The sequence below is a fragment of the Rhizobium sp. WW_1 genome, assembly GCF_003610155.1.
Taxonomy (GTDB): Bacteria; Pseudomonadota; Alphaproteobacteria; order Rhizobiales; family Rhizobiaceae; genus Rhizobium; species Rhizobium tropici_A.
Map to the genome: position 1 here is coordinate 1 of NZ_RAIN01000034.1, position 24,552 is coordinate 24,552.

At 61.3% G+C, this 24,552-nt stretch carries 20 protein-coding genes; 12 read left to right on the top strand and 8 right to left on the bottom strand.

What is annotated here, in order from left to right:
* Positions 1–643 precede the first annotated feature (643 nt).
* The 8 genes from BJ928_RS37025 (at position 644) to BJ928_RS37060 (ending at position 9,700) form a co-directional block, all read left to right on the top strand.
* Positions 644–1,636, top strand: coding sequence for an LLM class flavin-dependent oxidoreductase (locus BJ928_RS37025; protein WP_047636896.1), 993 nt, complete (start codon positions 644–646; stop codon positions 1,634–1,636).
* Positions 1,637–1,659: 23 nt separating this feature from the next.
* The gene (locus tag BJ928_RS37030) at positions 1,660–3,009 is read left to right on the top strand and encodes an LLM class flavin-dependent oxidoreductase (protein ID WP_047636891.1); all 1,350 of its coding nucleotides are present in this window, start codon (positions 1,660–1,662) and stop codon (positions 3,007–3,009) included.
* Positions 3,010–3,024: 15 nt separating this feature from the next.
* Positions 3,025–4,224 carry a M20 aminoacylase family protein gene (locus tag BJ928_RS37035; protein ID WP_047636890.1) on the top strand — a complete coding sequence of 400 codons (1,200 nt, stop codon included), beginning with the start codon at positions 3,025–3,027 and terminating at the stop codon, positions 4,222–4,224.
* An 8-nt stretch (positions 4,225–4,232) separates the two neighbouring features.
* Positions 4,233–4,781, top strand: a complete 549-nt coding sequence (locus BJ928_RS37040; RefSeq protein WP_082012055.1) for a GNAT family N-acetyltransferase — start codon at positions 4,233–4,235, stop codon at positions 4,779–4,781.
* A gap of 40 nt (positions 4,782–4,821) precedes the next feature.
* Complete coding sequence (locus BJ928_RS39785) at positions 4,822–6,600, top strand: amino acid ABC transporter permease/ATP-binding protein (protein WP_082012053.1); 1,779 nt, start codon at positions 4,822–4,824, stop codon at positions 6,598–6,600.
* An 88-nt stretch (positions 6,601–6,688) separates the two neighbouring features.
* Positions 6,689–7,633: an ABC transporter substrate-binding protein gene (locus BJ928_RS37050; RefSeq protein ID WP_047636886.1), complete on the top strand. Its 945-nt coding sequence runs from the start codon at positions 6,689–6,691 to the stop codon at positions 7,631–7,633.
* A 99-nt stretch (positions 7,634–7,732) separates the two neighbouring features.
* Positions 7,733–8,647, top strand: a complete 915-nt coding sequence (locus BJ928_RS37055) for an ABC transporter substrate-binding protein (protein ID WP_047636892.1) — start codon at positions 7,733–7,735, stop codon at positions 8,645–8,647.
* A gap of 12 nt (positions 8,648–8,659) precedes the next feature.
* A complete protein-coding gene (locus BJ928_RS37060) occupies positions 8,660–9,700 on the top strand; it encodes an LLM class flavin-dependent oxidoreductase (RefSeq protein WP_047636885.1) in 1,041 nt (346 codons plus the stop codon).
* Positions 9,701–9,801: 101 nt separating this feature from the next.
* On the opposite strand, the gene BJ928_RS37065 is transcribed toward BJ928_RS37060, so the two are convergent.
* Complete coding sequence (locus tag BJ928_RS37065; RefSeq protein WP_047636884.1) at positions 9,802–10,227, bottom strand: hypothetical protein; 426 nt, start codon at positions 10,225–10,227, stop codon at positions 9,802–9,804.
* 10 nt (positions 10,228–10,237) lie between these two features.
* Positions 10,238–11,434 (bottom strand): NAD(P)/FAD-dependent oxidoreductase, encoded by a 1,197-nt coding sequence (locus BJ928_RS37070; protein WP_047636882.1) that lies wholly within the window; start codon positions 11,432–11,434, stop codon positions 10,238–10,240.
* A 118-nt stretch (positions 11,435–11,552) separates the two neighbouring features.
* Here BJ928_RS37070 and BJ928_RS37075 point away from each other — a divergent pair, with 118 nt between their 5' ends.
* On the top strand, positions 11,553–12,347 hold the full coding sequence (locus BJ928_RS37075) for a helix-turn-helix transcriptional regulator (protein ID WP_047636880.1): 795 nt from the start codon (positions 11,553–11,555) through the stop codon (positions 12,345–12,347).
* Between the two features lie 60 nt (positions 12,348–12,407).
* Here BJ928_RS37075 and BJ928_RS37080 read toward each other — a convergent pair whose 3' ends face one another.
* The 6 genes from BJ928_RS37080 to BJ928_RS37105 form a co-directional block, all read right to left on the bottom strand.
* A complete protein-coding gene (locus BJ928_RS37080) occupies positions 12,408–14,774 on the bottom strand; it encodes a heavy metal translocating P-type ATPase (protein ID WP_047636878.1) in 2,367 nt (788 codons plus the stop codon).
* Positions 14,775–14,920: 146 nt separating this feature from the next.
* On the bottom strand, positions 14,921–16,099 hold the full coding sequence (locus BJ928_RS37085) for a GGDEF domain-containing protein (protein WP_047636876.1): 1,179 nt from the start codon (positions 16,097–16,099) through the stop codon (positions 14,921–14,923).
* Positions 16,100–16,302: 203 nt separating this feature from the next.
* On the bottom strand, positions 16,303–17,280 hold the full coding sequence (locus BJ928_RS37090) for a zinc-binding dehydrogenase (RefSeq protein ID WP_047636874.1): 978 nt from the start codon (positions 17,278–17,280) through the stop codon (positions 16,303–16,305).
* Positions 17,281–17,321: 41 nt separating this feature from the next.
* Positions 17,322–17,924, bottom strand: coding sequence for a TetR/AcrR family transcriptional regulator (locus tag BJ928_RS37095; RefSeq protein ID WP_047636873.1), 603 nt, complete (start codon positions 17,922–17,924; stop codon positions 17,322–17,324).
* Positions 17,925–17,980: 56 nt separating this feature from the next.
* Positions 17,981–19,237 (bottom strand): arsenic transporter, encoded by a 1,257-nt coding sequence (locus BJ928_RS37100; RefSeq protein ID WP_047636871.1) that lies wholly within the window; start codon positions 19,235–19,237, stop codon positions 17,981–17,983.
* 118 nt (positions 19,238–19,355) lie between these two features.
* Positions 19,356–19,817: a universal stress protein gene (locus BJ928_RS37105; RefSeq protein WP_047636870.1), complete on the bottom strand. Its 462-nt coding sequence runs from the start codon at positions 19,815–19,817 to the stop codon at positions 19,356–19,358.
* A gap of 755 nt (positions 19,818–20,572) precedes the next feature.
* On the opposite strand from BJ928_RS37105, the gene cydD reads away from it, so the two are divergent.
* From cydD to BJ928_RS37120, 3 genes are all read left to right on the top strand, one after another.
* On the top strand, positions 20,573–22,297 hold the full coding sequence (gene cydD, locus BJ928_RS37110; protein WP_082012054.1) for a thiol reductant ABC exporter subunit CydD: 1,725 nt from the start codon (positions 20,573–20,575) through the stop codon (positions 22,295–22,297).
* Positions 22,294–23,985, top strand: a complete 1,692-nt coding sequence (gene cydC / locus BJ928_RS37115) for a thiol reductant ABC exporter subunit CydC (RefSeq protein WP_047636868.1) — start codon at positions 22,294–22,296, stop codon at positions 23,983–23,985. Before cydD ends, cydC begins: the two co-directional genes overlap by 4 nt.
* Before the next feature lie 79 nt (positions 23,986–24,064).
* Positions 24,065–24,552 (top strand): cytochrome ubiquinol oxidase subunit I (locus BJ928_RS37120; protein ID WP_183079516.1); only part of this gene is annotated, 488 nt, incomplete at its 3' end.

Consider the following 24,552-nt stretch of genomic DNA (forward strand, 5'->3'; position numbering starts at 1 on the left):
TCATCTTCGCTTCCTTTGATAGAGCTACGATGAGCCGAAAATCCTCTCTTCTCAATTAAACCAATTCTGTCTCAAGGGCGCTGATGTCGGACAGCGAAGAAACTACTAAGGCGACGCCCCTAGGCGCAAACCTGTAGGGGGTACTAGTTTGATCATAGAGGACAGCGCAGCCTTGGAATGATAGCCATAATGGAATGGCACCGGATGGGCGTCCCATACATCAGGCTCACACATAACGCGGAAAAACTACCAAACCTAGGCTCTTAGGCCCAAACCAACGCGGATTCACCAAGACGCAAATCTGGATCAGAGCGTCGTGAAACTGAACAATTGCCGAACCCAATAGACTTCGAACCTCTAACCATTTGAATCGGAAGACGCAGTTTCCTCTTTCGACCTTCTGACGCAAAGCCCCATTTCGCGGCAGCTATTCGTCCGTGACATTTTTAAGGGCGCAAGTGGTCGCCTAATCCCGGTTGGGGTGACATTTGTTACGACCCCATCCACAATCTTCCAGCAACCACCGAATTTTTCCCCATCCGGCGAAAGAAAAAGAAAGCTGTTTCTTAAATAACTTAAAATCTATGTTTTTTATAGACTATGCGACGAACAGTCGGCATGGGCGCAAACATGGATGAACGGCATGTCTTATCTTCTCAGCCTCCTCGACAAGAGCCCGATCGAACAGGGGCTTAGCGCCACCGATGCACTCGGCGCCACGACGCGCCTGGCGATCAGGGCGGAAGAACTGGGCTACCATCGCTTCTGGCTTGCCGAGCACCACAATATGGCGAACCTGGCAAGTTCCGCGCCGGAGGTTCTGATTGCTTATCTTCTGGCCAGAACCTCGAAGATCCGTCTCGGCTCCGGCGGCGTGATGCTGCAGCATTACAGCGCCTACAAGGTTGCTGAGGCCTTCAATCTCCTGGCGTCGCTGGCGCCCGGCCGCATCGATCTCGGCGTCGGCAAGGCCCCGGGCGGGTTCCCGCTGTCGACCCGGGCGCTACAACTCGCCTTCGATCCCGAGAAGAAGCCCGATTTCGCCGATCAGCTGTCGGATATAAATACCTATCTCGCGGCAGATCCTCATGCCGATGGCGCCTTGGCTACGCCGTTCCCGCCGAGTTCGCCGGAGCGCTTCCTTCTTGGAGCCAGCGTCGAAAGCGCAAAGCTTGCCGCGGAGAAAGGCTGGAGACTGGTATTCGCCGGGCATCTGAATGGCGATCCCGAAAATCTCCGGAAGACTTTCGAAGCCTACGATCAGGCGACCGGCGGCAAGGTTCCGATACTGGCACTCGCCGCTTTTGCCGCCGAAAGCGAAGCCTACGCCCGCGAGCGCGTCGGCCAATTGCGCATCGTCAAGCTCTTCCTGCCCAATGGTCAGAGCGTCAATGTCGGCTCGCAGGAGCAGGCTGCGGAATTTGCCCGACAGGCAGGTTTCTCTGACTTTCGGACCGAGGAGAAAGTGCCAAGCGTATTGCATGGCACCGCAGCGCGCATCCGCGACGAACTTGACGCGCTCCATCGCCGCTACGGCGTCGAGGAATTCGTGCTCGACACGCCTGCGCTGACCGCAGCCGAACGGCTCAACTCCATAGAACTGCTCGCCAAAGAGCGCCTTTCCCTCGTTGCCTGAGCGGCCTGTCCCAGGAGGATATCATGGCTCAAAAACACGTCACCTTCGGTATTATGTTGCAAGGCCCAGGCAGCCACATGAATGCTTGGAAGCATCCGAGCGTCCCCGCCGACGCCAGCACCAATCTCAACTTCTTCGTCAAAACGGCTCGGCAGGCGGAGGAGGCGGGCATCGCCTTCGCCTTCGTCGCGGACGGGCTCTACATCAACGAGCAGTCGATCCCGCATTTCCTCAATCGCTTCGAGCCGCTGACCATCCTTTCGGCGCTTGCCGCCTTTACGACGAAGCTCGGCCTCGTCGGCACGGTTTCGACCTCCTACAGCGACCCCTTCACCATCGCCCGGCAGTTCGCCTCGCTCGATCTCATCAGCGGCGGTCGCGCTGGCTGGAACGCGGTGACGTCGCCGCTCGAAGGTTCGGGTCGCAATTACAGCCGCGAACATCCCGAGCACGAGTTGCGCTACGAGATCGCCGACGAATATCTCGATGCGATCAAGGGCCTGTGGGATTCCTGGGATGACGATGCCTTCGTCCGCAGTCGCGAAACCGGTGTCTACGCCGACAAGTCCAAATTGCACCGCCTGAACCACAAAGGCCGCTTCTTCCGGATCGAGGGCCCTCTCAATATCGGCCGCTCCAAGCAGGGGCAGCCGGTTGTCTTTCAGGCCGGTGCTTCCGATTCCGGCATTCGTCTTGCCGGCAAGCATGCCGACGCCGTCTTCACCAATGGCGGACCGCTCGAAGATGCCAAGGTATTCTACAAGCAGGTCAAGCAGAGCGCGATCGCGCATGGCCGCAGTGCCGCCGATGTCGGCATCTTTCCGGGCATCGGTCCGATCGTCGGCGCGACGCAGGAGGAGGCGGAAGCCAAGTACCGGAAGATTCGCAATCTCGTCACCATTGAAGAAGCGCTCGCCTATCTCGGCCGCTTCTTCGATCATCACGATTTCAGCGCCTATCCGCTGGATGAACAGTTCCCCGATCTCGGCGATATCGGCCGCAACAATTTCCGCGCAACCACCGACCGGATCAAGAAAACCGCGCGGGAAAAGGGGCTGACCCTGCGCGAGGTGGCGCTCGATGCGGCAACGCCGCGCACCGCCTTCATCGGCACGGCGGAACACATTGCCGGCGAGATCATCCGCTGGGTGGATGAAGAAGGCGCCGACGGTTTCATCCTCGGATTCCCGGTGATCGGTGAAGGTTTCAGCGATTTCTCCAGGCACGTCCTACCGATCCTCACCGAGCGCGGCTATTTCGACCCGGTATTAAAGGGCGAGACGCTGCGTGACCACCTAGGCCTGCCATTCCGCGACAGCCGTTATGCCGCGCAGCCGGAGAGCATCGTATCAGCAAAGGCCGTTGGCGCCTGAGCCGGGATGACGACCATGAACGCCATTATCAAGACTGCTTCGATTAGTGACCCAGTCGAGAGGGGCATTGCCGCCTATCTCGATGAGATCATCGAGCTGCGGCACGATCTGCATCAATATCCCGAGCTTGCCTTTCAGGAGCACCGAACCGCCAAGAAGGTGGCGGCGCTGCTTGGTGATTGGGGCTACGAGGTCACGACAGGCATAGCCGGCACAGGCGTTGTCGCGACCTTGAGGCGAGGCGATGGGAACCGCAGCATCGGCATCCGCGCCGATATGGATGCTCTGCCGATCGAAGAGGCGACCGGGCTTGACTATGCTAGCAGCAACCCCGGCGTCATGCATGCCTGCGGGCATGACGGGCATACGTCGATCCTGCTGGCCGCTGCCCGCTATCTCGCCGAAAGCGGCAGCTTCAGCGGCACCCTGCGGCTGATATTCCAGCCGGCCGAGGAGATTGGCGCGGGTGCGCGCAAGATGCTGTCGGAAGGGCTTTTCGATCGCTTCCCGGTCGATGCCGTCTTCGGCCTGCACAATTGGCCCGGCGTGCCGGCGGGGCAATTCGGCTTCGTCGCCGGTCCGGCTATGGCCTCCGTCGACAAGGCGGTCATCAGGATCGTCGGAAAGGGCGGCCACGGTGCTGAACCGCATCGTTCCGTCGACCCCGTCTTGGCTTCGGCCTCTTTCATCACCGCCCTTCAGAGCGTCGTTTCACGCAATATCGATCCGCAGGAGATGGCGGTTGCGACGGTCGGCTCCATTCACGCCGGTTCGGCTTCCAACGTCATCCCGGAAAGCGTCGAGATGAAGCTGACCATGCGCGCTTACAATGAAGAGGTGCGCGCCAGATTGCAGGAGCGGATTGTCGCGCTGGCGCGTGCCCAGGCGGAAAGCTTCGGCGCGATGGCTGACGTCGACTATCGCCTTGGTTTTCCCGCGCTCTTCAATCACGCGGAAGAAACCGATTTCGCCCGCGATGTCGCATTGCAGGCGTTCGGACCCTCCGTCGTGGAGGCAAATTTCCGGCCGCGCACAGCAAGCGAGGATTTCGCCTTCCTGCTGCAGGCCAAGCCTGGAAGCTATCTCTTCGTCGGCAATGGCGACAGCGCGCCGCTGCACAGCGCCCGCTACGACTTCAACGACGCCATCATCGCACCGGCGGCCCGCTACTGGGTACGGCTCACCGAAACCTTCCTCGCGAATGACAACGGGTGACGAACGACATGAGCGACACGTTTCTTTATACGACCACGCTGGACCCGCGCGCCAAGCCGCTGATCGACGAACTGATCCATGAATATGACAGCCGTTACGGCACCTATTTCAATGCCGAGGGGGCGGCGGCTGAACTGAACCGCTATCCGCCGGAAGCTTTTGCACCGCCGAATGGCAACTTCCTGCTCCTCTTGCGGGATGGCGAAACGATCGGCGGCGGGGCATTCAAGCACTACGACGATCAGACGGCGGAATTCAAACGGATCTGGACCCGGCATGACCTGCGTCGTCAGGGATTGGCACGGAAGCTGCTGGTGGAACTGGAAGCGCAGGCAGGACGGCAGGGCTATCGCCGTATCTACCTGACGACAGGCTTCCGGCAGCCCGAGGCGGTCGGCCTCTATCTCACCAATGGCTACACAGCACTCTTCGACACTTCGGTGGATCCGGAAGTCTACAAGAGCCTGCCCTTCGAGAAGGATATCAGCCACCTGGCCTTGTCCTATGTCGCCGAAGCCTCCGGCTCGCAGCAGCGCCTGGCCGCTGCCGGCCGATGACGGCGGACAGCATCAATCATAATCATAAGGGATACGCATCATGGCGCTGACGACGGATTTTGCGGGTGTCGATCGAGGCACTGAAACCGCAGAGACGAAGACTGATTATTCGCGTTATCGCATCGTGCCCGCGAGGCACCCTGGACGCGCCGCCGGCACGATCTTTGCCGCGCTCGTCATAGCGGTCGTCCTCTACTCCACCTTCACCAATCCGCGTTGGGGTTGGGGTGTCTTTGCCGAATGGTTCTTTGCGGAACCGGTGCTGGTGGGTCTCGGCAGGACATTGCTTCTGACCGCGCTTGCGGCGGTGTCGGGCTCCATTCTCGGAACCGCGCTGGCGCTGGCGCGTGTCTCGAAGTCGCCGCTGCTCGCAAGCCTCTCCTGGGGCTACATCTGGCTGCTGCGCTCGATCCCGATGATCGTGTTGCTGCTGGTTCTCAACAATCTCGGCTATCTCTATGAAACCATTAGCATCGGCGTTCCCTTCACCGACAAGGTTCTGTTCGATTATCCGACCACGCAGCTCCTGACGCCGTTTGCGGCCGCCTTCCTCGGTCTGACATTGAACCAGTCTGCCTTCTTCGCAGAAATCGTTCGCGGTGGCATCCTGTCGGTCGATCAGGGCCAGTTGGAAGCGGCCGCGTCCCTTGGTCTGTCTCGCCGCAGACAGGCTTTCCGTATCGTTCTGCCGCAGGCGATGCGCTCCATCCTGCCCACGGGCTTCAACGAGATCATCGGCCTCGCCAAGAGCACCTCCATGGTCTACGTGCTCGCCCTGCCGGAACTCTTCTACACGGTGCAGGTCATCTATCGCCGCAATCTGGAAGTCATTCCGCTGCTGATGGTGGCGACGGTCTGGTATCTCGTCATCATGACGGTGCTGTCGATCGCGCAGCACTATATCGAGCGCTATTTCTCCAGGGGCGCGGTGCGCAATCCGACGCCCTTGCCGTTCCAGTCCTATTTTCAGCGGCTGCGCCGTGCGCCGACTGTCACATCTGCAAGGGCAGGCGGCGTAACCCTTGGAAGCCAGAAAAATGCCGCCGACTGGCGCGCCAAGGGCGGGGCCGTGCGCATCCACGGCATTTCGAAGAGCTTCGGCACGCTGAAGGTCCTCGACGATATCGAGCTCAACCTGCCAGCCGGCAGCGTGACGGCAGTCATAGGCCCTTCTGGTTCGGGAAAATCGACGCTGCTGCGCGCCATCAATCACCTGGAACGTGTCGATCGCGGCTTTATCTCCGTGGACGGCGAACTTGTCGGATACACACGGAAGGGCGACGTACTCTACGAGCTCAAGGAAAAGGACATTCTGAAACGCCGAACCGACATCGGTATGGTCTTCCAGAACTTCAACCTTTTCCCGCATCTCACTGTTTTGGAAAACATTATCGAGGCGCCTATCCAGGTGCGCGGACTGAGCCGCGATGAAGCGATTGCCTATGCGCAGGAACTGCTTGCCCGCGTCGGCCTCAGCGACAAGATCGATGCCTACCCGCGCCAGCTCTCCGGCGGCCAGCAGCAACGTGTCGCCATCGCCCGAGCTCTGGCGCTGCGACCGAAGGTGCTGCTGTTCGATGAGCCGACCTCGGCACTCGATCCGGAACTCGTCGGCGAAGTTCTCGACGTGATCAAGGAGCTGGCGCGCACCGGCACGACCCTTGTGATCGTCACGCACGAAATCGGGTTCGCCCGGGAGGTCGCCGACACCGTCATCTTCATGGAAAGCGGACACGTTGTTGAGGCGGGATCTCCGACACAGGTCTTCAACGATGCGAGGCATCCCCGCACTCGCGCCTTCCTCGCCAAGGTTCTCTAAGGGTAGCAGGCATTCGACGCTCTGACCCAGCAGGCGTAACTATCAACACGCTCACATAAACAACCTATAATTGAAAAGGAGAAGGGAAATGACATTCATCGAGAGAGCAAAGTATGTCGTTGCGGGCGTTCTGACTGCCGTGGCGATGAGCTGCACCGCGGCAGGTGCGGCCGAGAAGTTCAACCTGAGCCCGGACACGTCCAATCGCGTCCGTGCGGAGAAAGACGCGGCGGCGATCAAGGCGATCGCACCCGGTTTCAAGTTCATCAATCCAGGCAAATTCACTGTAGCCATCAACCCTTGGGATCCGCCGATCGCCACCTATGCTACCGACGCGAAGACGGTCGTCGGCGCCGACCCGGATATTGCGCAGCTGATCGCCGACTCCCTCGGACTTCAGCTCGAGCTGGTGCCGGTCGCCTGGGAAGACTGGCCGCTCGGCGTCTCCTCCGGCAAGTACGACGCCGTCATTTCTAACGTGACGGTCACGGAAGAACGCAAGGAGAAGTTCGATTTCTCGACCTACCGCAAGGATGTGCTCGGCTTCTACGTGAAAGCCGACAGCAAGATCACCGCGATCAAGGAGCCGAAGGATGTCGCCGGCCTCAAGGTGATCACCGGCGCCGGGACAAACCAGGAAAAGATCATCCTCGAATGGGATCGGCAGAATGTGGCGGCCGGCTTGAAGCCCATCGAGGTGCAATATTACGATGACCGTGCCGCGGCCGATCTCGCGCTGCAGTCCGGCCGAGCCGACATCGAGTTCAATCCGAATGCGACGCAGGCCTACAACGCTTCCATCAACGGCACACGAAAGCTTGTCGGCATCGTCTCCGGCGGCTGGCCGCTGACGGCCGAAATCGCCGTTACGACGAAGAAGGGCGCGGGTCTTGCCGACGCCATTACCCTCGCACTCAATGATCTGATCAAGGACGGCAAGTATGGCGAAGTGCTAAAGCACTGGAGCCTGACCGCCGAAGGGGTCGATCAATCTAAGACCAACCCTGCGGGCCTGCCGAAGAGCGGTTCGTAATGTTGGCTGAGCGGACCGGCGTTGGTGGGGCCCGCGCCGGTTCGCTCTCTGTTTTATCCATGGAGCTACCCGTTCGTGTTCATTCTTCCTAATCTCAAAATCATATTTGCTGCAGTCACGACGATTTCCCTGATTGGATTTGGCGTTGCAAAGGCGGCCGACGAATTCGATCTCAGCCCGGAACAGCCCGGCCGCATTCACGCGACAAAGAACGAAGCGGCGATTATCGCGATCCCGAAGCAGTTCAGATTCGTGACGCCGGGCACCTTCACCGTGGCGGTCGCACCGGGCGGTCCGCCGCTCGCGACCTATGCAACGGATGCGAAGACCGTTGTCGGCGCCGATCCCGATTACGCCTACGCCGTTGCCGATGCGCTTGGCTTGAAGCTCGAGCTCGTGCCTGTTGCCTGGGTCGATTGGCCGCTCGGGCTGACCTCGGGCAAGTACGATGCTGTCATCTCCAATGTCGGCGTTACCGAGCAGCGCAAGGAAAAGTTCGATTTTTCCACCTATCGCCAGGGCCTGCACGGTTTCTTCGTCAAGAGTGACAGCAAGATCACGTCGATCAAGGAGCCGAAGGATGCAGCGGGTCTGCGCATCATCGTCGGCGCCGGTACCAATCAGGAGCGCATTCTGCTGAAATGGAGCGATGAGGATGTGAAGGCCGGCCTGAAGCCGATAGAGCTGCAATATTATGACGACGACGCGGCAAGCCTGCTCGCGCTCCGCTCGGATCGAGCCGACGTCATCGTGCAACCGCACGCCCAGCTCGTCTATATCGCCGCGCGCGACAAGAACATCAAAGGTGTGGGCACCTTGAGCGCTGGTTGGCCGGATCGCTCGGATGTTGCGATCACGACGCGCAAGGGCAGCGGATTGGCTGTTGCGTTGACCCTCGCCACGAACGGGCTGATCAAGGGTGGCACTTACGCCAAGATCCTCGACCATTGGCGCCTTGCCGAAGAAGCATTGCCGACGTCGGAAACCAATCCGCCGGGCCTGCCGAAATATTGAGGAGATAGCCACATGAGCCACCCAGCCCCGTCGATCAGCCACATCGGCTTTCTCACGCCAGGAAACTATCCGGACGAAAATCCGCTAGCCGGTCTGGAGCAGACCCTGCAATTGCTCGAATATGGCGAGGAGAGAGGATTTGACAGCGCCTGGGTTCGACAGCGCCATCTTGAACCCGGCATTTCTTCCGCCAGCGCTTTCCTGGCTGCGGCGACACAGCGTACGCGTCACATCGAGCTTGGAACGGCTGTCATACCGATCGGCTATGAAAGCCCCTATCGGCTTGCCGAGGATCTGGCGACCGTGGATGTCCTCTCGAGCGGACGCCTGAATATCGGCCTGAGCGCCGGGCGCCCGCTGCATGCGGATCTGATCGGACCACTTGCTTTCGACGGCGATTGGGAGAGCCATGATTTTTCCCATCAGAGAGTTCTGCGCTTTGCCGACAATCTGAGAGGCGCCTATCTCGGCAATCATGACACGGTCATCAAGACGCCGTTCGGTCCGCAACGCCCGCGTCTCCAGCCCTTTGCGAAAGGGTTGATCGATCGCATCTGGTATGGCGGCGGCTCGCTGCGCTCGGCCGAATGGGCCGGACGCAACGGCTTCAATCTGCTGATCGGCAATGTCACTACCGGCGAGGAGACCGACGATTTCTTCGTCGCGCAATCGCGGCAGGTGGAAACCTATCGCGCCTCCGGTGGCGAGAGGAGGCGGGTGGCGCTCGGCCGGGTCATCGTGCCCTTCGACAGTGCCGATGCAGTCACCCGCAAGCGCTATACCGACTATGCCGCCGGCCGCTACGAACGCACGCTTTCGCCGCAAGGCGAGCGGCGCACGCTCTTTGCCCGCGATATCGTCGGTTCGTCGGACGAGATTCTCGAGCGCTTGCGCAAAGATCCGATCTTGCCCTATGTCGGCGAATTCCGGCTGGAACTGCCCTACGAATTTCACGACGAGGAGTACCGGCAGATTCTCCATGATTTCGTGACATCGATCGCCCCGGAGCTCGGGTGGAAAGAGCCCGCGCTTCTGCGCCGGTCGGCATCTTGATCATCGTCGCTGTCACGCATCCCTAAACCGGATCGGCCGAGCTTGCGCCCAGCCGGTCCGGCTCGTCTTTGTCTCGAAAGCATCGCAAGCTATTACATCAGTTAGCCGGCAAGAGAATTTGCCGTATCGCTTCCTTCGAGAATCCGCTCTGCAAGCTGCATCGCTTCCTCTTTGGAGGCGACGATCTCCATTCTCATGCCGAAGGCCTTGGTTGCCAGATTCATCTGCAGCTGCATGGCGGCGCGCTTGATGGCGCCGGCCTCGATGCCGATGACCGCCTTGCAGACCGCTGCAAGCGCCGTCTTGTTCTTCTTCAGCCATATGCCGCGCGCCTTGCGATCCTCGTGCTCTTCCGCCTGCTCGTCGCCTTCCATGATGACGACGAAGGGCATGGAGAGGGCAAGCAGGGCATCCATCTCGCGTTCCCATTGTTTCGAATAGCCCGGCTGTGCAGCCGCCGCGGAATGTCGCACGATCGGCCACAGGGAAACGTCGTGGAAGGCGAAGGTCGTTGCATCGATTGTCATGGTGTCGTCCTCAAGCGATTTTGTCGGTCATGGCAGCAAACAGCATCGCGGCACCTCGTTCCGAGGTGTCGATGGCGCGGGCCGCCCGTTCCCGCATGTCTGCCTCGTAGTCGAGCAGCACCGTGCAGGTCGTCTTTGTCTCTCTGCCGCGGTCGGCCCCGGCGAGGATCTGCGCGAGCATTTGCGCGTCTTCGAGCGCCGTGTTGGCGCCCAGCCCGCCGGCGGGGCTCATGGCATGAATGGCGTCGCCCATGAGTGTGATTGCGCCGAACGGCCAAAGGACATCGGGACGCCCGCTTCTGACGGGCAGTGCCGCAACCGCGGTCGCCTTGCTCCGGCTGATGATCTGCTTCAATTCCGGATGCCAACCGCGCATGGCCGTTCGGAGCAATACCGGCAGGTCTTGCGTGTGGTCGTATGTCTCCAGCCCCAGTCTCTTGCGGGGCCCGATCAATGCCCAATAGAGATAGTCCTTCACTGGTGTCAGTCTGCAATCTGGCGCGAGATCGGCGGCGAGATCAGGGAGATCGCCGCCGAACCGCATGAGATCGAAGATTGCCGTGCAGCCATCGGCGAAAATCACAGTTGTGCCGTCGTCAAGCGGACCGGCACCGTCGGCCGCTGGCAGTTCGCTCTTGCCGTAGATGCAGATCGAGCCGGTATCCGCCGGTTCGGCATAAGGCGCCAATTGACGACGCACCTGCGAATTCACGCAATCGGCGCCGATGAGCAGGTCGCAGGAAACTGGGGAGACCCCTTCGAACTGCACTTCGACGCGGCCGTCCTCCAGCGAGCGGTACTGCGTAAATGCGTGACCGAAGTGAACATGGTCCTCGATCCCCGACAGCAGGATTTCGCGAAGGGTAAGGCGATTGACGCTCAAATCACCGTCATCTTCACCCTCGCCAGTGTCCCAACTCGTCGGTGTACGCCCTGCAATCGGTAAAAGTTGCGGGGTCAGAAAACGCCCCGCTTTCGGGCTGCTGGAGGCGGTGGCCCGAAAGAGCGCGAACAATGCGGGCGGCAGGCAAGCCTGAAGCGCCCGCTGTCCGTTCGTATCGATCCGGATGCGATAGCCCTGCAAGCGGCTGTCGGCAGCCGGATCGCGCTCATAGACGTCAAAGCGGATGCCGGCGCGCCGCAATCCCTGTGCGAGGCACAGGCCGCCAAGGCCCGCACCGATGATGATGACGTGAAAGTCCTGCATGGATTCTCTATTCCATTCACTATTCGACTTCGATTTTGCGAGTAGAGAATAGCGCGCAGCCACCATAACGTGATAACGACATTCGGACTATAAATGTTGCAAAGCGGCCAAACGAAACATGGACATCGAGAATATCGGCAACCGCCTCGACGGGCCGCCGCTCATCGCCTTCTGGGGGTCGGACGAGCCCGGCAGCGCCTTTCGTCTCGGCACCCAGGAATATGACTGGCATGCCCATGCTCGCGGGCAGCTTTTCTGTATCGAAAGCGGGCTCGTGCGTGTCGACACGCCGGATGGCTCCTGGCTGCTGCCGCCCCAGCGTGCCGGCTGGATTCCGCCAGATGTGATGCACAAGGCCGGGATCAACGGCGTATTGAGCGGCTGGGGTATTCTGCTGACGCCGGCGGCCAGTGCCGGACTGCCAGCGACACCATGTGTTCTCAGCGTGAGCGAGGTCTTGCGCGCATTGGTGCGCCGCGCGACGACCTGGCACTGGGAGGAAAAGCTTACGCCACAGCAGCGTCGGCTGGCCGCCGTTTTGCTCGACGAGGTTCGGGCCGCACCGCGCGAAAGCCTGCATCTGCCGATGCCGGCAGACCGCCGTGTCCTGCGCATCGCCGATGCGGTGTTGCAGGCGCCAGCGAGCGAAGAGACCTTTCAAGTGCTGGCGCAGCGGGCGGGCATATCCGAGCGGTCGGCGAGACGGCTCTTCAATGCTGAAACGGGCATGTCCTTTGCCAATTGGCGGCAGCAAGCGCGGCTGCTGCTTGCGCTTGAATATCTGAGCGCCGGCAATCCGATCGCGGAGGTAGCCGACAGCCTGGGCTATGCGAGCGCCAGCAGCTTCATTGCCATGTTCAGGAAGGCCTTCGGCCTGTCGCCGCGTCGCTATCTCTCCGTCCGGAAGGCCTGACGCTGTCGTAGACGGCTAGGGAAAAAGGCGCCGACGCATGGATCGGCGCCTTTCGATGGTCTAGGCGGCTACCCGGCGAGGCCGCAGCGCGAGCAGGCGCAGGGCGTTCATCGTGACCAGCACCGTAGCGCCGGTATCGGCAAGGATTGCCGGCCAGAGCCCGGTGATGCCGATGATGGTGGTCACCAGGAATACACCTTTCAGGCCGAGCGCGATGGTGATGTTCTGACCGATGTTGCTCATCGTCCGCTTGGAGAGGTCGATCATCTCTATGACATCGCCGACGCGGCCATGCAGCACGGCCGCATCCGCCGTCTCCAGTGCAACGTCGGTGCCGCCGCCCATGGCAATCCCGACGTCGGCGGCTGCCAGTGCCGGCGCATCGTTGATGCCGTCGCCGACCTTGGCGACACGGAAGCCTTGCCGCTTCAGATCGCTGACGATCCGCTGCTTGTCCTCGGGCAGCAATTGCGCCTTGACCGGAATACCCAGCGTCTTGCCGATCGCCTGCGCCGTGCGCTTGTTATCGCCGGTCAGCATGATCGTCTTGATGCCCGCATCCTCAAGCGCCTTGAGGCCGGCAGCGGTATCGGCACGCGGCTCGTCCCGCATGGCAATCAAGCCGGCGAGGCTACCCTTGGCGACGACAACCGAAACGGTCTTTCCTTCGTCATTGAGCGCGGCGATCCGGGCCGACTGTTCATCGGTCAACGAAACCGTGTCGGCGGCTGCCTGAGGTGATCCGAGGAACACGTCGATGCCGTCGACTGTGCCGCTCACACCCTTGCCGCCGATTGCTTTCGCATCGATGATCTGCGGGATTTCTGTTCCGGCTGCGGCAGCGCGGTCAAGGATCGCGCGGGCGAGCGGATGGCTAGAGCCGGTTTCGAGTGCCGCAGCCAGTCGCAGCACCTCCATATCGCTCATGCCGAGGCCGACGATGTCCGTGACTTTGGGCTTGCCCTCGGTCAGCGTGCCGGTCTTATCGAATGCGACGGCGGTGACCTTGCCGATGTTTTCGAGCACGGCGCCGCCCTTCAGCAGCAGGCCGCGGCGGGCGCCGGCCGAAAGCGACGCCGCAATTGCCGCCGGCGTCGAGATGACGAGAGCGCAGGGGCAACCGATCAGTAGGATCGCCAGGCCCTTGTAGACCCATTCGCCCCAGGCACCGCCCAGGAACAACGGAGGGATGATCGCGACCAGCGCGCCGACAACGACGACGCCAGGTGTGTAGTAACGGGAGAAGCGATCGATGAACCGCTCGGTCGGTGCCTTGGATTCCTGTGCCTCTTCAACGAGCTTGACAACGCGGGCAATGGTGTTGTCGGCAGCCGCCGCCGTTACGCGGACCCGCAGCGCGGCGTCGCCGTTGACCGTGCCGGCAAAGACGGTTGCATCGACGCCCTTGCGCACCGGCGTGCTTTCACCGGTGACCGGCGCTTCGTCGATGGCGCTTTCGCCGGAGAGGATGATGCCGTCGGCCGGAATCCGGTCGCCGGGACGAACGAGGATGACGGCGCGGACGGCAAGGCTTTCGGCCTGCACTTCGCGGGTCTTGCCGTTCTCCTCGATAAGGGCGGTCTTGGGCACCAGATCCGTCAGGGACTGAATGCTGGCACGCGCCTTGCCGGCGGCAACTCCTTCCAGCAGTTCGCCGATCAGGAAGAGGAAGACGACGGCTGCAGCTTCTTCGCTGGCGCCGATGATGACGGCGCCGATGGCTGCGATCGTCATCAGCATCTCGATCGAGAACGGCGTCCCGACCCTTGCGGCCATGAAGGCGCGCCGGGCGATCGGCAACAAGCCCACAAGCATGGCGGCGGTAAAGATCCAGACATCCAGCGCTGGAACCAGCTTGCCGATGCCCCAGGCAGCGGCAAGTGCCACGCCGCTTGCGATCGTCAGGCGGCCCTTGGCCGATTTCCACCAGGGACCGGTGCTCGGCCCATGATCGTGCCCATGAAGACCGGGAACCTCCGCGTCGCGCTCTTCGCCGGCGTGGCTATGGCCGGCATGGTCATGCCGATGACCGGGAGCGCCGTGATCGTGGTCGCCATGATCATGGTCGTGCCCGGCGTGGTCATGGTCATGGTCATGATCGTGGCCGTGATCATGGGCATCCGACTTGTGATCATGGTGATCGTGTCCACACCCGCAGGCATGATCGTCCTTGTCGATCTTCGGCGCGGGAACATTGCTCTGCGGCAGCGGGAAGAGCTTATAGCCCAGCCCGGTGACCCGCTTTGTGATGTTGGGCAGCAAGTCGGGATCGCCCAGATGCTTGACCGTCATCGTGCCTGCTGTGACCGATACGGAAACATCTTCGACGCCCTGCAGCCGACGAACGGCTGTGTCGATTTTCGCGGCGCAGGAAGCGCAGTCCATGCCTTCCACGCGATAGCGGCTCTGTTGTGTTGTCGACGTCATGTTTCGGTTCCAAATTTTCTCTTGGAACCATTGCTACATCCTCTAGTAACTAGAGGGACAAGAGCGATTTTCAGATTTTTCGAGATTGGTTGCGAGAGCAGGAGATCATTGAAACTGACCCCTATCGTGCCGCTTCCCGCTCGTCGCTAGAGTTCCGCCGATTGGCGCTGCGAAGGGAAAACGATGTTTCGGCCATGCCGCTTGGCCTCATAGAGCGCCGCATCCGCCGTTCTGAGGAGGTCCTCCAAGGGTCGCTGGGAGACCTGGCCGCAGGCAATGCCGAGGCTCGCGGTGATTACCTGCCCTTCCTCCAGGCCGCGATGGCGGATGCCGAGATTTTCGATAGCGACACGTGTTTTCTCTGCGATCGCAAAAGCCGCCCGGTCATCTGTATTTGGCAGCAGGATCAGCACCTCTTCGCCGCCGAAGCGGAATGCTGTGCCGCTGCCGGCTATCTCCCGCGAGATGCATTGGCAGACGGCGCGGATGCAATCGTCGCCCTCCATGTGGCCGTGGACGTCGTTGAACAGTTTGAAGCGGTCGATATCGAGCATGATGGCCGCGACCGAGGCGACGCCGCTGTTCTCCTGCCAGATCGACGAGCGCACGCGCTCCAGGGAATGGCGGTTGAAGAGGCCGGTTAGTTCGTCTCGCTCCGATTTCTGTTCGAGCTGCACATGCAGCAGGCTGCCGCGAAGCTGGTTGAGAAAATTCAGCCGATCCTTGTGCTCGGTAAAATAGGCGCTGAGTATCAGGAAAATCGTCAGCGTTACGTAGAAGGTAATGATGCCCGTATAGACCACGTCGTCGAAGGCGCCGCTGAGTTTCGTTGTCGTGAATTGCACCGCGCACATCAGCGCAAGGCCGATCAAGATCGTGACGAACCTCGGTCGGAGCGCGATGACGAAGAAGAGAAAGGCCGCGACATTGCCGTTCTGATAGACAAAGAGATACGGGCTGCCGCTGTGCATGGCGATCGACATGGGCAGTGAAACGCCAAGGACCGCCACGCTGATGGCGAGAAGATCGTAGTTCAGCGCGCTCGGCCACCGCCTGAGCGCCAGGACGCTGAACAGCGCAAAGGGGGTAAAGATCCCGAAGCGGACCATGACGAGCTGCGAGAAGACGTTCGCCATCATGGTGCGGTCGCCAAAATAGACGAGGTCGTAGATCAGGGTGCCGACAACAGCCCAAATAGGGGCAAGCCTGACCCGGTTGGCCGTGTAATCCTGGAGAAAGAGCGATTCAATCTTGGGTTTGAAACGAAGGAGCCGAAATCCCTTGCGGATCTGTTGATCGACTTCTTCCAATGTCACGGCGCTCACCGGTGACTCTCCGACTGATACAAAGAATTTCCGTTAGATAGCGCAAAAGTCTGAGCAGGATCTAAAGAACGGTTCGGAGAATGAATCAGTGGTAAAGCGTCAGAGTGAGGCCGCCATGTCGGGGCAAGCCGATCGCGCGTTGCAGCCATCGGCTTGCCTGTTGAGCGGAACGCGCATCGGCAGACGGATCTATCGCGACAGGCCTACAGTTTCAGCAGAACCTTGCCGGCCTTGCCGGGCGCCAGCGAGGATTTTACGGCTTCCGCAATCTCCGTGATGTCATAGGCTGCTTCCACCGGCAGCTTGACCTCGCCGGAAGCGACGCGCGTGATCAGCTCGGTGATCAATCGGCGCCGCTCTTCGGCCGGCATGGCGGCGCTGACCTTGGTGCCCCAGAAGCCCTTGATCGTCAGTTGCTTGAAGATGACAGCCCTTGAGGCGATCTGCATCGGTTTGCCGGCCGCTGTGCCGAAGGAGACCAGCAGACCGCTTTCGCCCAGAAGATCGGCCAGATCGTTGCTCGCAACGCCTCCGACCGAGTCCACCGCGGCACGGATCGGCGCATCGCCGACCATGGCGCGCACCTTCAGCTTCCAATCGGCGGAAGCCGTCGAGACGGCATTGCCGATGCCGAATGCGGACAGCTCGTCGATGCCGCCATCGCGGCGAACGAGGTTGATCATATGTATGCCACGGCTATGCGCCAGCATGGCCAGCGTCTTTCCGACCGCGCCATTCGCTGCATTCTGGATGATCCAGTCGCCGCGCTCGACGTTGAGGGATTCCAGTAGAGAAATGGCACTGAACGGCATGGCGATGAGCTGCGCCGCGGCTTCGTCGGAAATTACGTCGGGCACGGGGACGAGGCTGGCCGCCGGTGCCGTGAACTGCTCGGCCCAAGTACCGTGGACGCCGGCTGCAACGACACGCTTGCCGATGAGCGACTTGTCGACATCAGGTCCCACGGCATCCACGAAGCCGACCGCCTCGCTGCCGCCGATAGCCGGTAAGATCGGCTTGTAGCCATAGGCGCCACGCACGGTCCAAAGGTCGTGATTATGGATCGGGGAGAGAATGGTGCGAATGCGCACGTCACCTGCGGCAGGCTCTGGCAGTGGCATATCGGCCAGATAAAGGACCGCAGCCGGATCGCCGAAGACATCGTGAATGGCACTGCGCATTTTATTTTCCTTGCGTGTTGACATGCTGGTCCTGCTTTGGATCAAAGGCTGCCGGGTGCCGAAAGGGCTTGTTCGGTGGCAAGCATGGCCTGGTCGAGCGGTGTCTTGTCTTTTCCAAGCTTGGCCAGGATCGCCGCTCCGAGCCACAGGCTGTAGAGCGAACGAGCCGTCTTTTCCGGGATGCAGGACGGTGAAATGGAACCGTCCTCGCGTCCCTCGGTGATTGTCTTGGTCAGCCGACGAATGAGATCCTCGACGCCGCCGAGCAGGATCACCCGCATATTGTCCGAAAGATCGGAGATTTCCGCTGCGAGCTTCACGACAAGACACCGTTCGGCGAGGCTGGCCGTGCCGCCGTCGGAAAGCCAGGCGTCCCAATAGTGCATCAGCCGCTGGCGGCCGTTGCCCTTCCAGCCGAAGAGCGCGTCGAGCCGTTCCGCATAGTCGGAGCAATATTGCTTCAAAAGGGCGCAGCCAAAGGCTTCCTTGGAAGCGAAATAATAGTAGAAAGAGCCTTTCGGAACAGCGCTCTGTTCGAGCAGTTCCTTCAGGCCGACGCCTCCGAAACCCTTGCGCAACACCAATTCCCGCCCGATTGCGAGAATATGGCTCCGAGTCAGCTCTGATTTCTTCTTTGTCACCATGAGCGGTGCGTAACAAATAATCGACCGGTCGTCTATAAACCCGATGTTGTTTGCCGTCAGACCAGTGCGAGGGTCGCAAGCGAGAGGATCAGGGCCGGGAACATCACGAGAGCGCCGATCCTCAGGAAAGCGAGCGCTCCCATATGGAGTCCCTCGCGGCGCAGAGCGGCGAGCCAGAGGATGGTGGCGAGCGAACCGGTGACAGAGAGATTGGGGCCGAGATCGACGCCGATCAGCATCGCGCCTGCAATGGAATCAGAGACATGGGCCGCCTGCACCGCGCTGCCGGCAAAAAGTCCGGCCGGCAGATTGTTGACGAGGTTTGAGACGATTGCGACGGAAAGCCCGGCAGCGCCGACCGCCTGAGCCTGGGATTGCGCCGCCAGCAGCGCGAGTCTGTCGGAGAGGAGAGTGGTAAGACCGGTATGGTTGACCGCTTCGACAATCACGAAGAGACCCGCAACCAGGGGTATTACACTCCAGCTTATGCCACGCATCGTTTCCAGCGGATTTTGCCGCGTGAGTGTGAGAACGATGATGGTGGTGATGAGGCCGGCGGCGAATGTCGGTATACCGAGATCGAGATTCATGGCGGATGCCCCGATCAGGATGAGGGCCGTCACGACGAGTCCCCAGCCAGCCAGGCGGGCGCTGTACGAGAGGTGAGGCTGTTCGACATCACGGGCAATCGTATCGTCAGCCAACGCGCGTCGCTGCGTCCAATAGAGGCTGGCGAAGGTGACGACGATGGAAACGATCGACGGCAGCAGGAAAGTCTGCATCCAGCGCGACAGGGGCGGCATCTCACCGCCGGCGAAGATGACGAGATTGGCCGGATTCGAGATCGGCAACACGAAGCTGGCGGCGTTGGCGATAAAGGCGCAGACCAGCAGGTAGGGCATGGGGTCCTTTACCCGCGCCGCCCGGCACGCTGCGTAGACGGCTGGCGTGAGCACCACGGCCGTTGCGTCGTTCGACAGAAATACCGTTACGACCACGCCGACGACATAGACGAGCAGAAAAAGCCGACGAGGGGAGCCCTTGGCATGCGAGGTCGCGATCGCTGCCACCCAGTCGAAAAGCCCTTCGCGCCGGGCAAGCTCCGACAGCAGCATCATGCCGATCAGGAACAGATAGACATCGAATCCTTTGAAGACGCCCGTCCACACGTCCGCCGGGCCGATAAGGCGAAAGGCCAGCAGCAGTGCTGCGCCAAGAACCGCCCATATTGCTTCGGGCCAGCGGAATGGACGCGTGACGACACCGAGGGCGGTCAGGCCAGCGATGCTCCAGGTGATGGCGGATTCTGTCATTCGGCTCGTCTTGGACTTAAGGTCTGAGCGGGTGTGTAGCACCGCTGCGCGGCAGCGCAAACCGAGGTGACGCTATATTTCGACAAATTCCCGCGGGATATGCCGACATGACGGAGCACTAAGGCTTCTTCTTCGTACTGTCCGTTTTCGTCGTCCCGTTGCGGAGCGTTTTGTCGGCGCGTTCGACGAGCACGGAGCATTCTGCATGGCGGATGACATATTCGACCGTCGAGCCGAATATGCGATCGAGAATATCGGACGTATGCGTCGCAAGAACAATGAGGTCGGCATTCCGCTCATTGGCGACGGTTAGCAACGTCCTTGATGCCGTGCCCATACGCACATCTATAGAAGCTGTAATACCAAGACGCCTGCACAGCGCGTCGAGTTTCTCTTCGGCCTCGCCGATAACGGAAACCGCCCAATCGTCCGGATTTTCGCGTCCGGGCGGAAAGCGTTCGACGATGTGAGCGACCGTCAGTTCGCCGCCTGTGGACAAGAGGGCGCGAGACGTGCGCAACAGGCGTTCGGCGCGCTCGCGTGAGCCCAAGCCTATCGCGCAGATGATTCTGTCATACATCACGTTCTCCCAAAAGCGCCTCGGCGTGACCCAGTTCTTCGATCTGGCCTGCAATCAATCCAGTCAAGCTTGCCCAGACAAGCAAACGTATGTCCAACACATCGGTAATGGCCGCATCCGTCAAGTCTGGATGCGAGCAAGATGAAGGCCATGCACATCTGCGCGCCAGCGGCTGATGCTCCTTCGCTTCAAGTTGGCCACCGCGATCGCAACCAGGTGATTCGGTCGCATGATGTGGAATTTACCTCAATGGAGGTCAAATGGTCGCGGTTTTCGTCGGCGACCGGGCGGCGCGATATGTCGAATGATTGCGCTCCGGACGAATGCGAGAATCGGCAGAATTTGCTGCAGTGCAAACAACTTAGCAGCTGTACCATGCTTGGCTGTCGTCGCAACAATATAAGGATATCATGGGCTTCTGCGTCAATCTGCCATCATTATGGAAGCGCCCTGCGACATCCTGCACGCTTTTGCGCAGTGCACAAACTGCCTTAGAACCATGTCGCGAACAACTTGCCGTGGGATCAACCCCTTGGCGAGACGGGCTCTGATATTCTTGTCGCTGACAAGAGGCAGAAAGCCAGTCATATTGGGGCTCCGATATCGTCGATTGCGGCAAGTGCGTTCTGGGTTCGACGAAAGATTGATGGTCCGCGATGCGGCCTATTCGGTCTTTGCTGGTCGGCGGACCCTCCTTGATGACACTGACTGGGAAAGGACGGGCTCACGTGACAGCCTCCTCCGCCACCGATGGAATGTTGGAAAGACGCGAGGCCCACCTCCCGCCTTCGTCGGAGAGTTTGTTAGTCGACGCCGCTGAGGTTGAATCAACAGCCGGACGATGTCGCGGACTTGGCCTCGCATCGACGCTGCTTAGTCTGTCCTCTCTTGGATGGATCGGTCAGGCGGCGATGCTTGCCATCGGCGTCGGAGCAATCAGCCGGGGTGGAGGCGTGGGCGATGTCGCCGCTCCGGCAGCCATCGTCGCTGCTATCGGCGTCCTGCGTGCCGGCCTGGACGCGGCGGGTGGGCGGCTGGCATTTCGGGCCGCGCGCCGTGAGCTAAGTAAGCGCCGTACCGCAGCAGCAGCTGCTCTCGCCGTGCGCTCACCTCTCGATAGCAGCAGGCCGGCGTCCGGTTTGGCGGCAAGCGTGCTGGGTGAGCAGGCCGAGGCGGTCGTTCCCTATCTCGCGCGGTTCCGTCCGACCCGCATAAGAGCGAGCCTGGTGCCGCTGGTCATGGTCGTCTGCATCCTGCCGATTTCCTGGTTGGCGGCATTGATCCTCGTACTTTGCGCGCCGCTCATACCGATCTTCATGGCGCTGATCGGTTGGCGCGCCAAAGCAGCTAGCGAGGAGCAGCTCGCCGAAACCGGCGGTATCAATGCCTTTCTGCTCGATCGCCTGCGGGGGCTCGCGACCATTCGCGCGCTCGATGCCGTCGATATTACGGCTCAGCGTTTGCGCGCCGATGCGGATTCGCTGCGGCTGCGCACCATGTCTGTTTTGAGGATTGCGTTTCTGTCATCGGCGGTTCTGGAATTCTTCGCCGCGCTCGGCGTTGCCGCGACGGCCGTCTATGTCGGCTTCAGTCTCCTGGGATCGATCGAAATCGGAACCTGGGGAGGCCCTCTCTCGTTGACACAGGGCCTTTTCATTCTGTTGCTCGCGCCTGCCTTCTTCGAGCCGCTGCGTGAGCTCTCCGCCGTTTGGCACGACCGCGCCAACGGCGAGGCGGCACTTTCCGCATTGAAAGAGCTGGCTTCATCGCGCCAGACCATCCTCGGCGGCATCGACGGGCAATCGCCTACTCCGGCATGCGATGCCACCGTCGAGATCGACGGCCTGGTCTTCCGTCACGGTCCGGAACGTGATGCCGCAATCGATCACTTCGATCTTTCCATTGCGGCCGGAGAACACGTGGCGCTCTGGGGCGCCAGCGGTTCGGGCAAGACCACGCTTCTGTCGCTGATTGCGGGCCTTGCGCGGCACGAGGCCGGCATCATCCGGATCGGCGGTATTCCGCTGCGCGACGATACTGCCGACGTACTGCGCCGCCGCATGGCATGGATCGGTCAATCGCCGCATATCTTTGCCGGCAGCGTGACGCGCAATATTGCCCTGGGGCGCGAGGGCATCGGCGCTCCAGCGGTCGCGTCAGCTCTCGCGGATGTTGCTCTTGATCGGGTCTTTACGCCGGAACGGGTGGCCGCAGTCGGCGAGGGTGGGCTCGGTCTTTCCGGCGGCGAGGCACTGAGACTGGCGCTGGCGCGTATGATGGTTGATGAGCGGGCCGATATCATCCTCGCGGACGAACCGACGGCGCATCTCGACGCGCAAACGGCCGCCGCCGTAACGGATGCGCTGCTGGCGCTCGCCGCAGGCCACATCCTGATCGTCGCCACGCATGATCCGGTACTTGCGGCAAGGATGAACCGCATCGTCCGGCTCGACGAGCAGAAGCGGAAGGTCGCAGCATGAGGTCTTCCTTCAACGCGCTGCTGCCACTCGTCAGGCTATTTTGGATCGAACGTGGCGCGAGCCTTGCGCTCGGTGCCGGCTTGTCCGGGCTGGCCATGCTTGCCGGCGGCGGATTGCTGGGCCTGTCCGGCTGGTTCATCACCGCGTCGGCCTTCGCCGGTCTGACGGTCGCAACTGCCGCGGTTTTCGACGTCTTCATGCCGTCGGCCGGCATACGATTGCTCGCGATCGGCCGCACCGCTGCCCGTTACGGCGAGCGGCTGGTCACGCATGACGCGACCCTTAGAGTTCTTGCCGCCTTGCGCGAGAGGTTGTTTCGCGGCTGGGCGGAGCCTTCCGCGGCTGCGGCCATGATCCGCCGGCCGGCAAAGCTGTTGTTCCGGCTGACGAATGACGTCGACGCGCTCGATTCGCTTTATCTACGCGTGCTGGTGCCGGCCGCTGTCGCGGTTCTTGCGGCTATCGCGGTGACGATCGCTCTCTGTTTCATCGATCCGCTGTTCGGCATCCTGGCAGGGGTTTGGCTTGTCGCGCTCTGTCTGGGCCTTTCCCTCGTCGCGGCGCGTCTGGCCCTGAAGCCGGGTCGCCGCCGCGCCCATGCGATGGAGGCCTTGCGCGCCCGCGCGATCGATCTTGTGGCCGGTCAGTCGGATCTCGCGATGGCTGGGCAGTTGCAGGCGCAGCGGACGGCGATTGTCGAGGCGGATCAGCGATTGGCCGCGGCCGACAACGCCTTGAACCGTATCGACAGTGGCGTTGCGGCCGGCTTTTCGCTTGGGTCGACATTCTTGTTGACGGCAACGCTGCTCGTGGTCGCCATGCTTGCCAGGCAGGGAACGATCGGCGCGCCTGCCGCCGCCTTCGCGCTGCTCATCGCCTTTGCCGCCACGGAGCCGTTTGCGGCGCTGCGTCGCGGAGCGCTGGAGCTCGGGCGAACCCTTCTTGCCGCAAGGCGCATTGCACCTCGATTGAGCCCGCCCGGAGCCTCAAGGCCGCGGATTGAACCGATTGCTGGCTACGCTTTCCAACTTGATGCTGTTGCCGCCGGACACGAAGGCGCATCTCGTCCTGCCTTGAGGGATCTCTCTCTTTCGCTGCCGGTCGGCGGGCGGCTCGCGATCGTGGGATCAAGCGGCGTTGGCAAGTCGACGTTGCTCGCCTTGCTCGCGGGTGAGATCACTGCGACGAGCGGTACGGTGGCCAGCCAGCCGCATGCAACGCTCACTCAACGCAGCGAGCTGTTTCGTGACACCGTGCGGAGCAATCTGAAGCTGGCAGCGCCGCATGCCGATGACAATCGGTTGCTCGATGCGCTCGCAGCGGCCGGTCTGCTCGACGATATCGCAGCGCTTCCGCATGGCCTTTCAACACAGCTCGGCGAAGGCGGCAGCGGCCTGTCCGGCGGTCAGCTTCGCCGGCTAGCGCTCGCAAGGCTTTTGCTGCGCGATACGCCGCTCTGGCTTCTTGATGAGCCGACGGAAGGTCTCGATGCCGCAACAGCCGGCGCCGTGCTTGCGCGGCTGGCCGCAGTGGCCGATGGGCGCAGCCTCGTCATCGCCACTCATATTCGCCGTGAGGCTGCCCTGGCCGATCGGATCGTCGCACTGGACGATGGCCGCATCACCGCCGTGGCTGCGCGCGGCACACCGGAATTCGAAATGCTTCTCGATCGGCTGCGGCCGGATTGAGGGGTAGTCAACATGCCCGCGGCGCGTCGAATGGCGCCGCATTCCTGTCAGACACACCGTAGGGGGTGGGAGAAAGACTATGGAACTTGATATTGTGGCGCTGTCGCGCCTGCAGTTCGCCATGACGGCGCTGTATCACTTCTTGTTCGTGCCGCTGACGCTCGGCCTTTCCGTGCTGCTTGCCATCATGGAAACGACATACGTCATGACCGGCCGCCAGATCTGGCGGCAGATGACGAAGTTCTGGGGAACACTCTTCGGCATCAATTTCGTACTCGGCGTCGCCACGGGCATCGTGATGGAATTCCAGTTCGGCATGAACTGGAGTTACTACAGCTACTATGTCGGCGATATTTTCGGCGCGCCGCTGGCGATCGAAGGATTGATGGCCTTCTTCCTCGAGGCGACCTTCGTCGGCCTGTTCTTCTTTGGCTGGGACAAGCTGTCGAAAGTCGGCCATCTGGTTGCCACCTGGGCGGTCGCGCTCGGCTCGAATTTCTCGGCGCTGTGGATCTTGATTGCCAATGGCTGGATGCAGAACCCGGCCGGCTCGGCGCTCAACCCGCA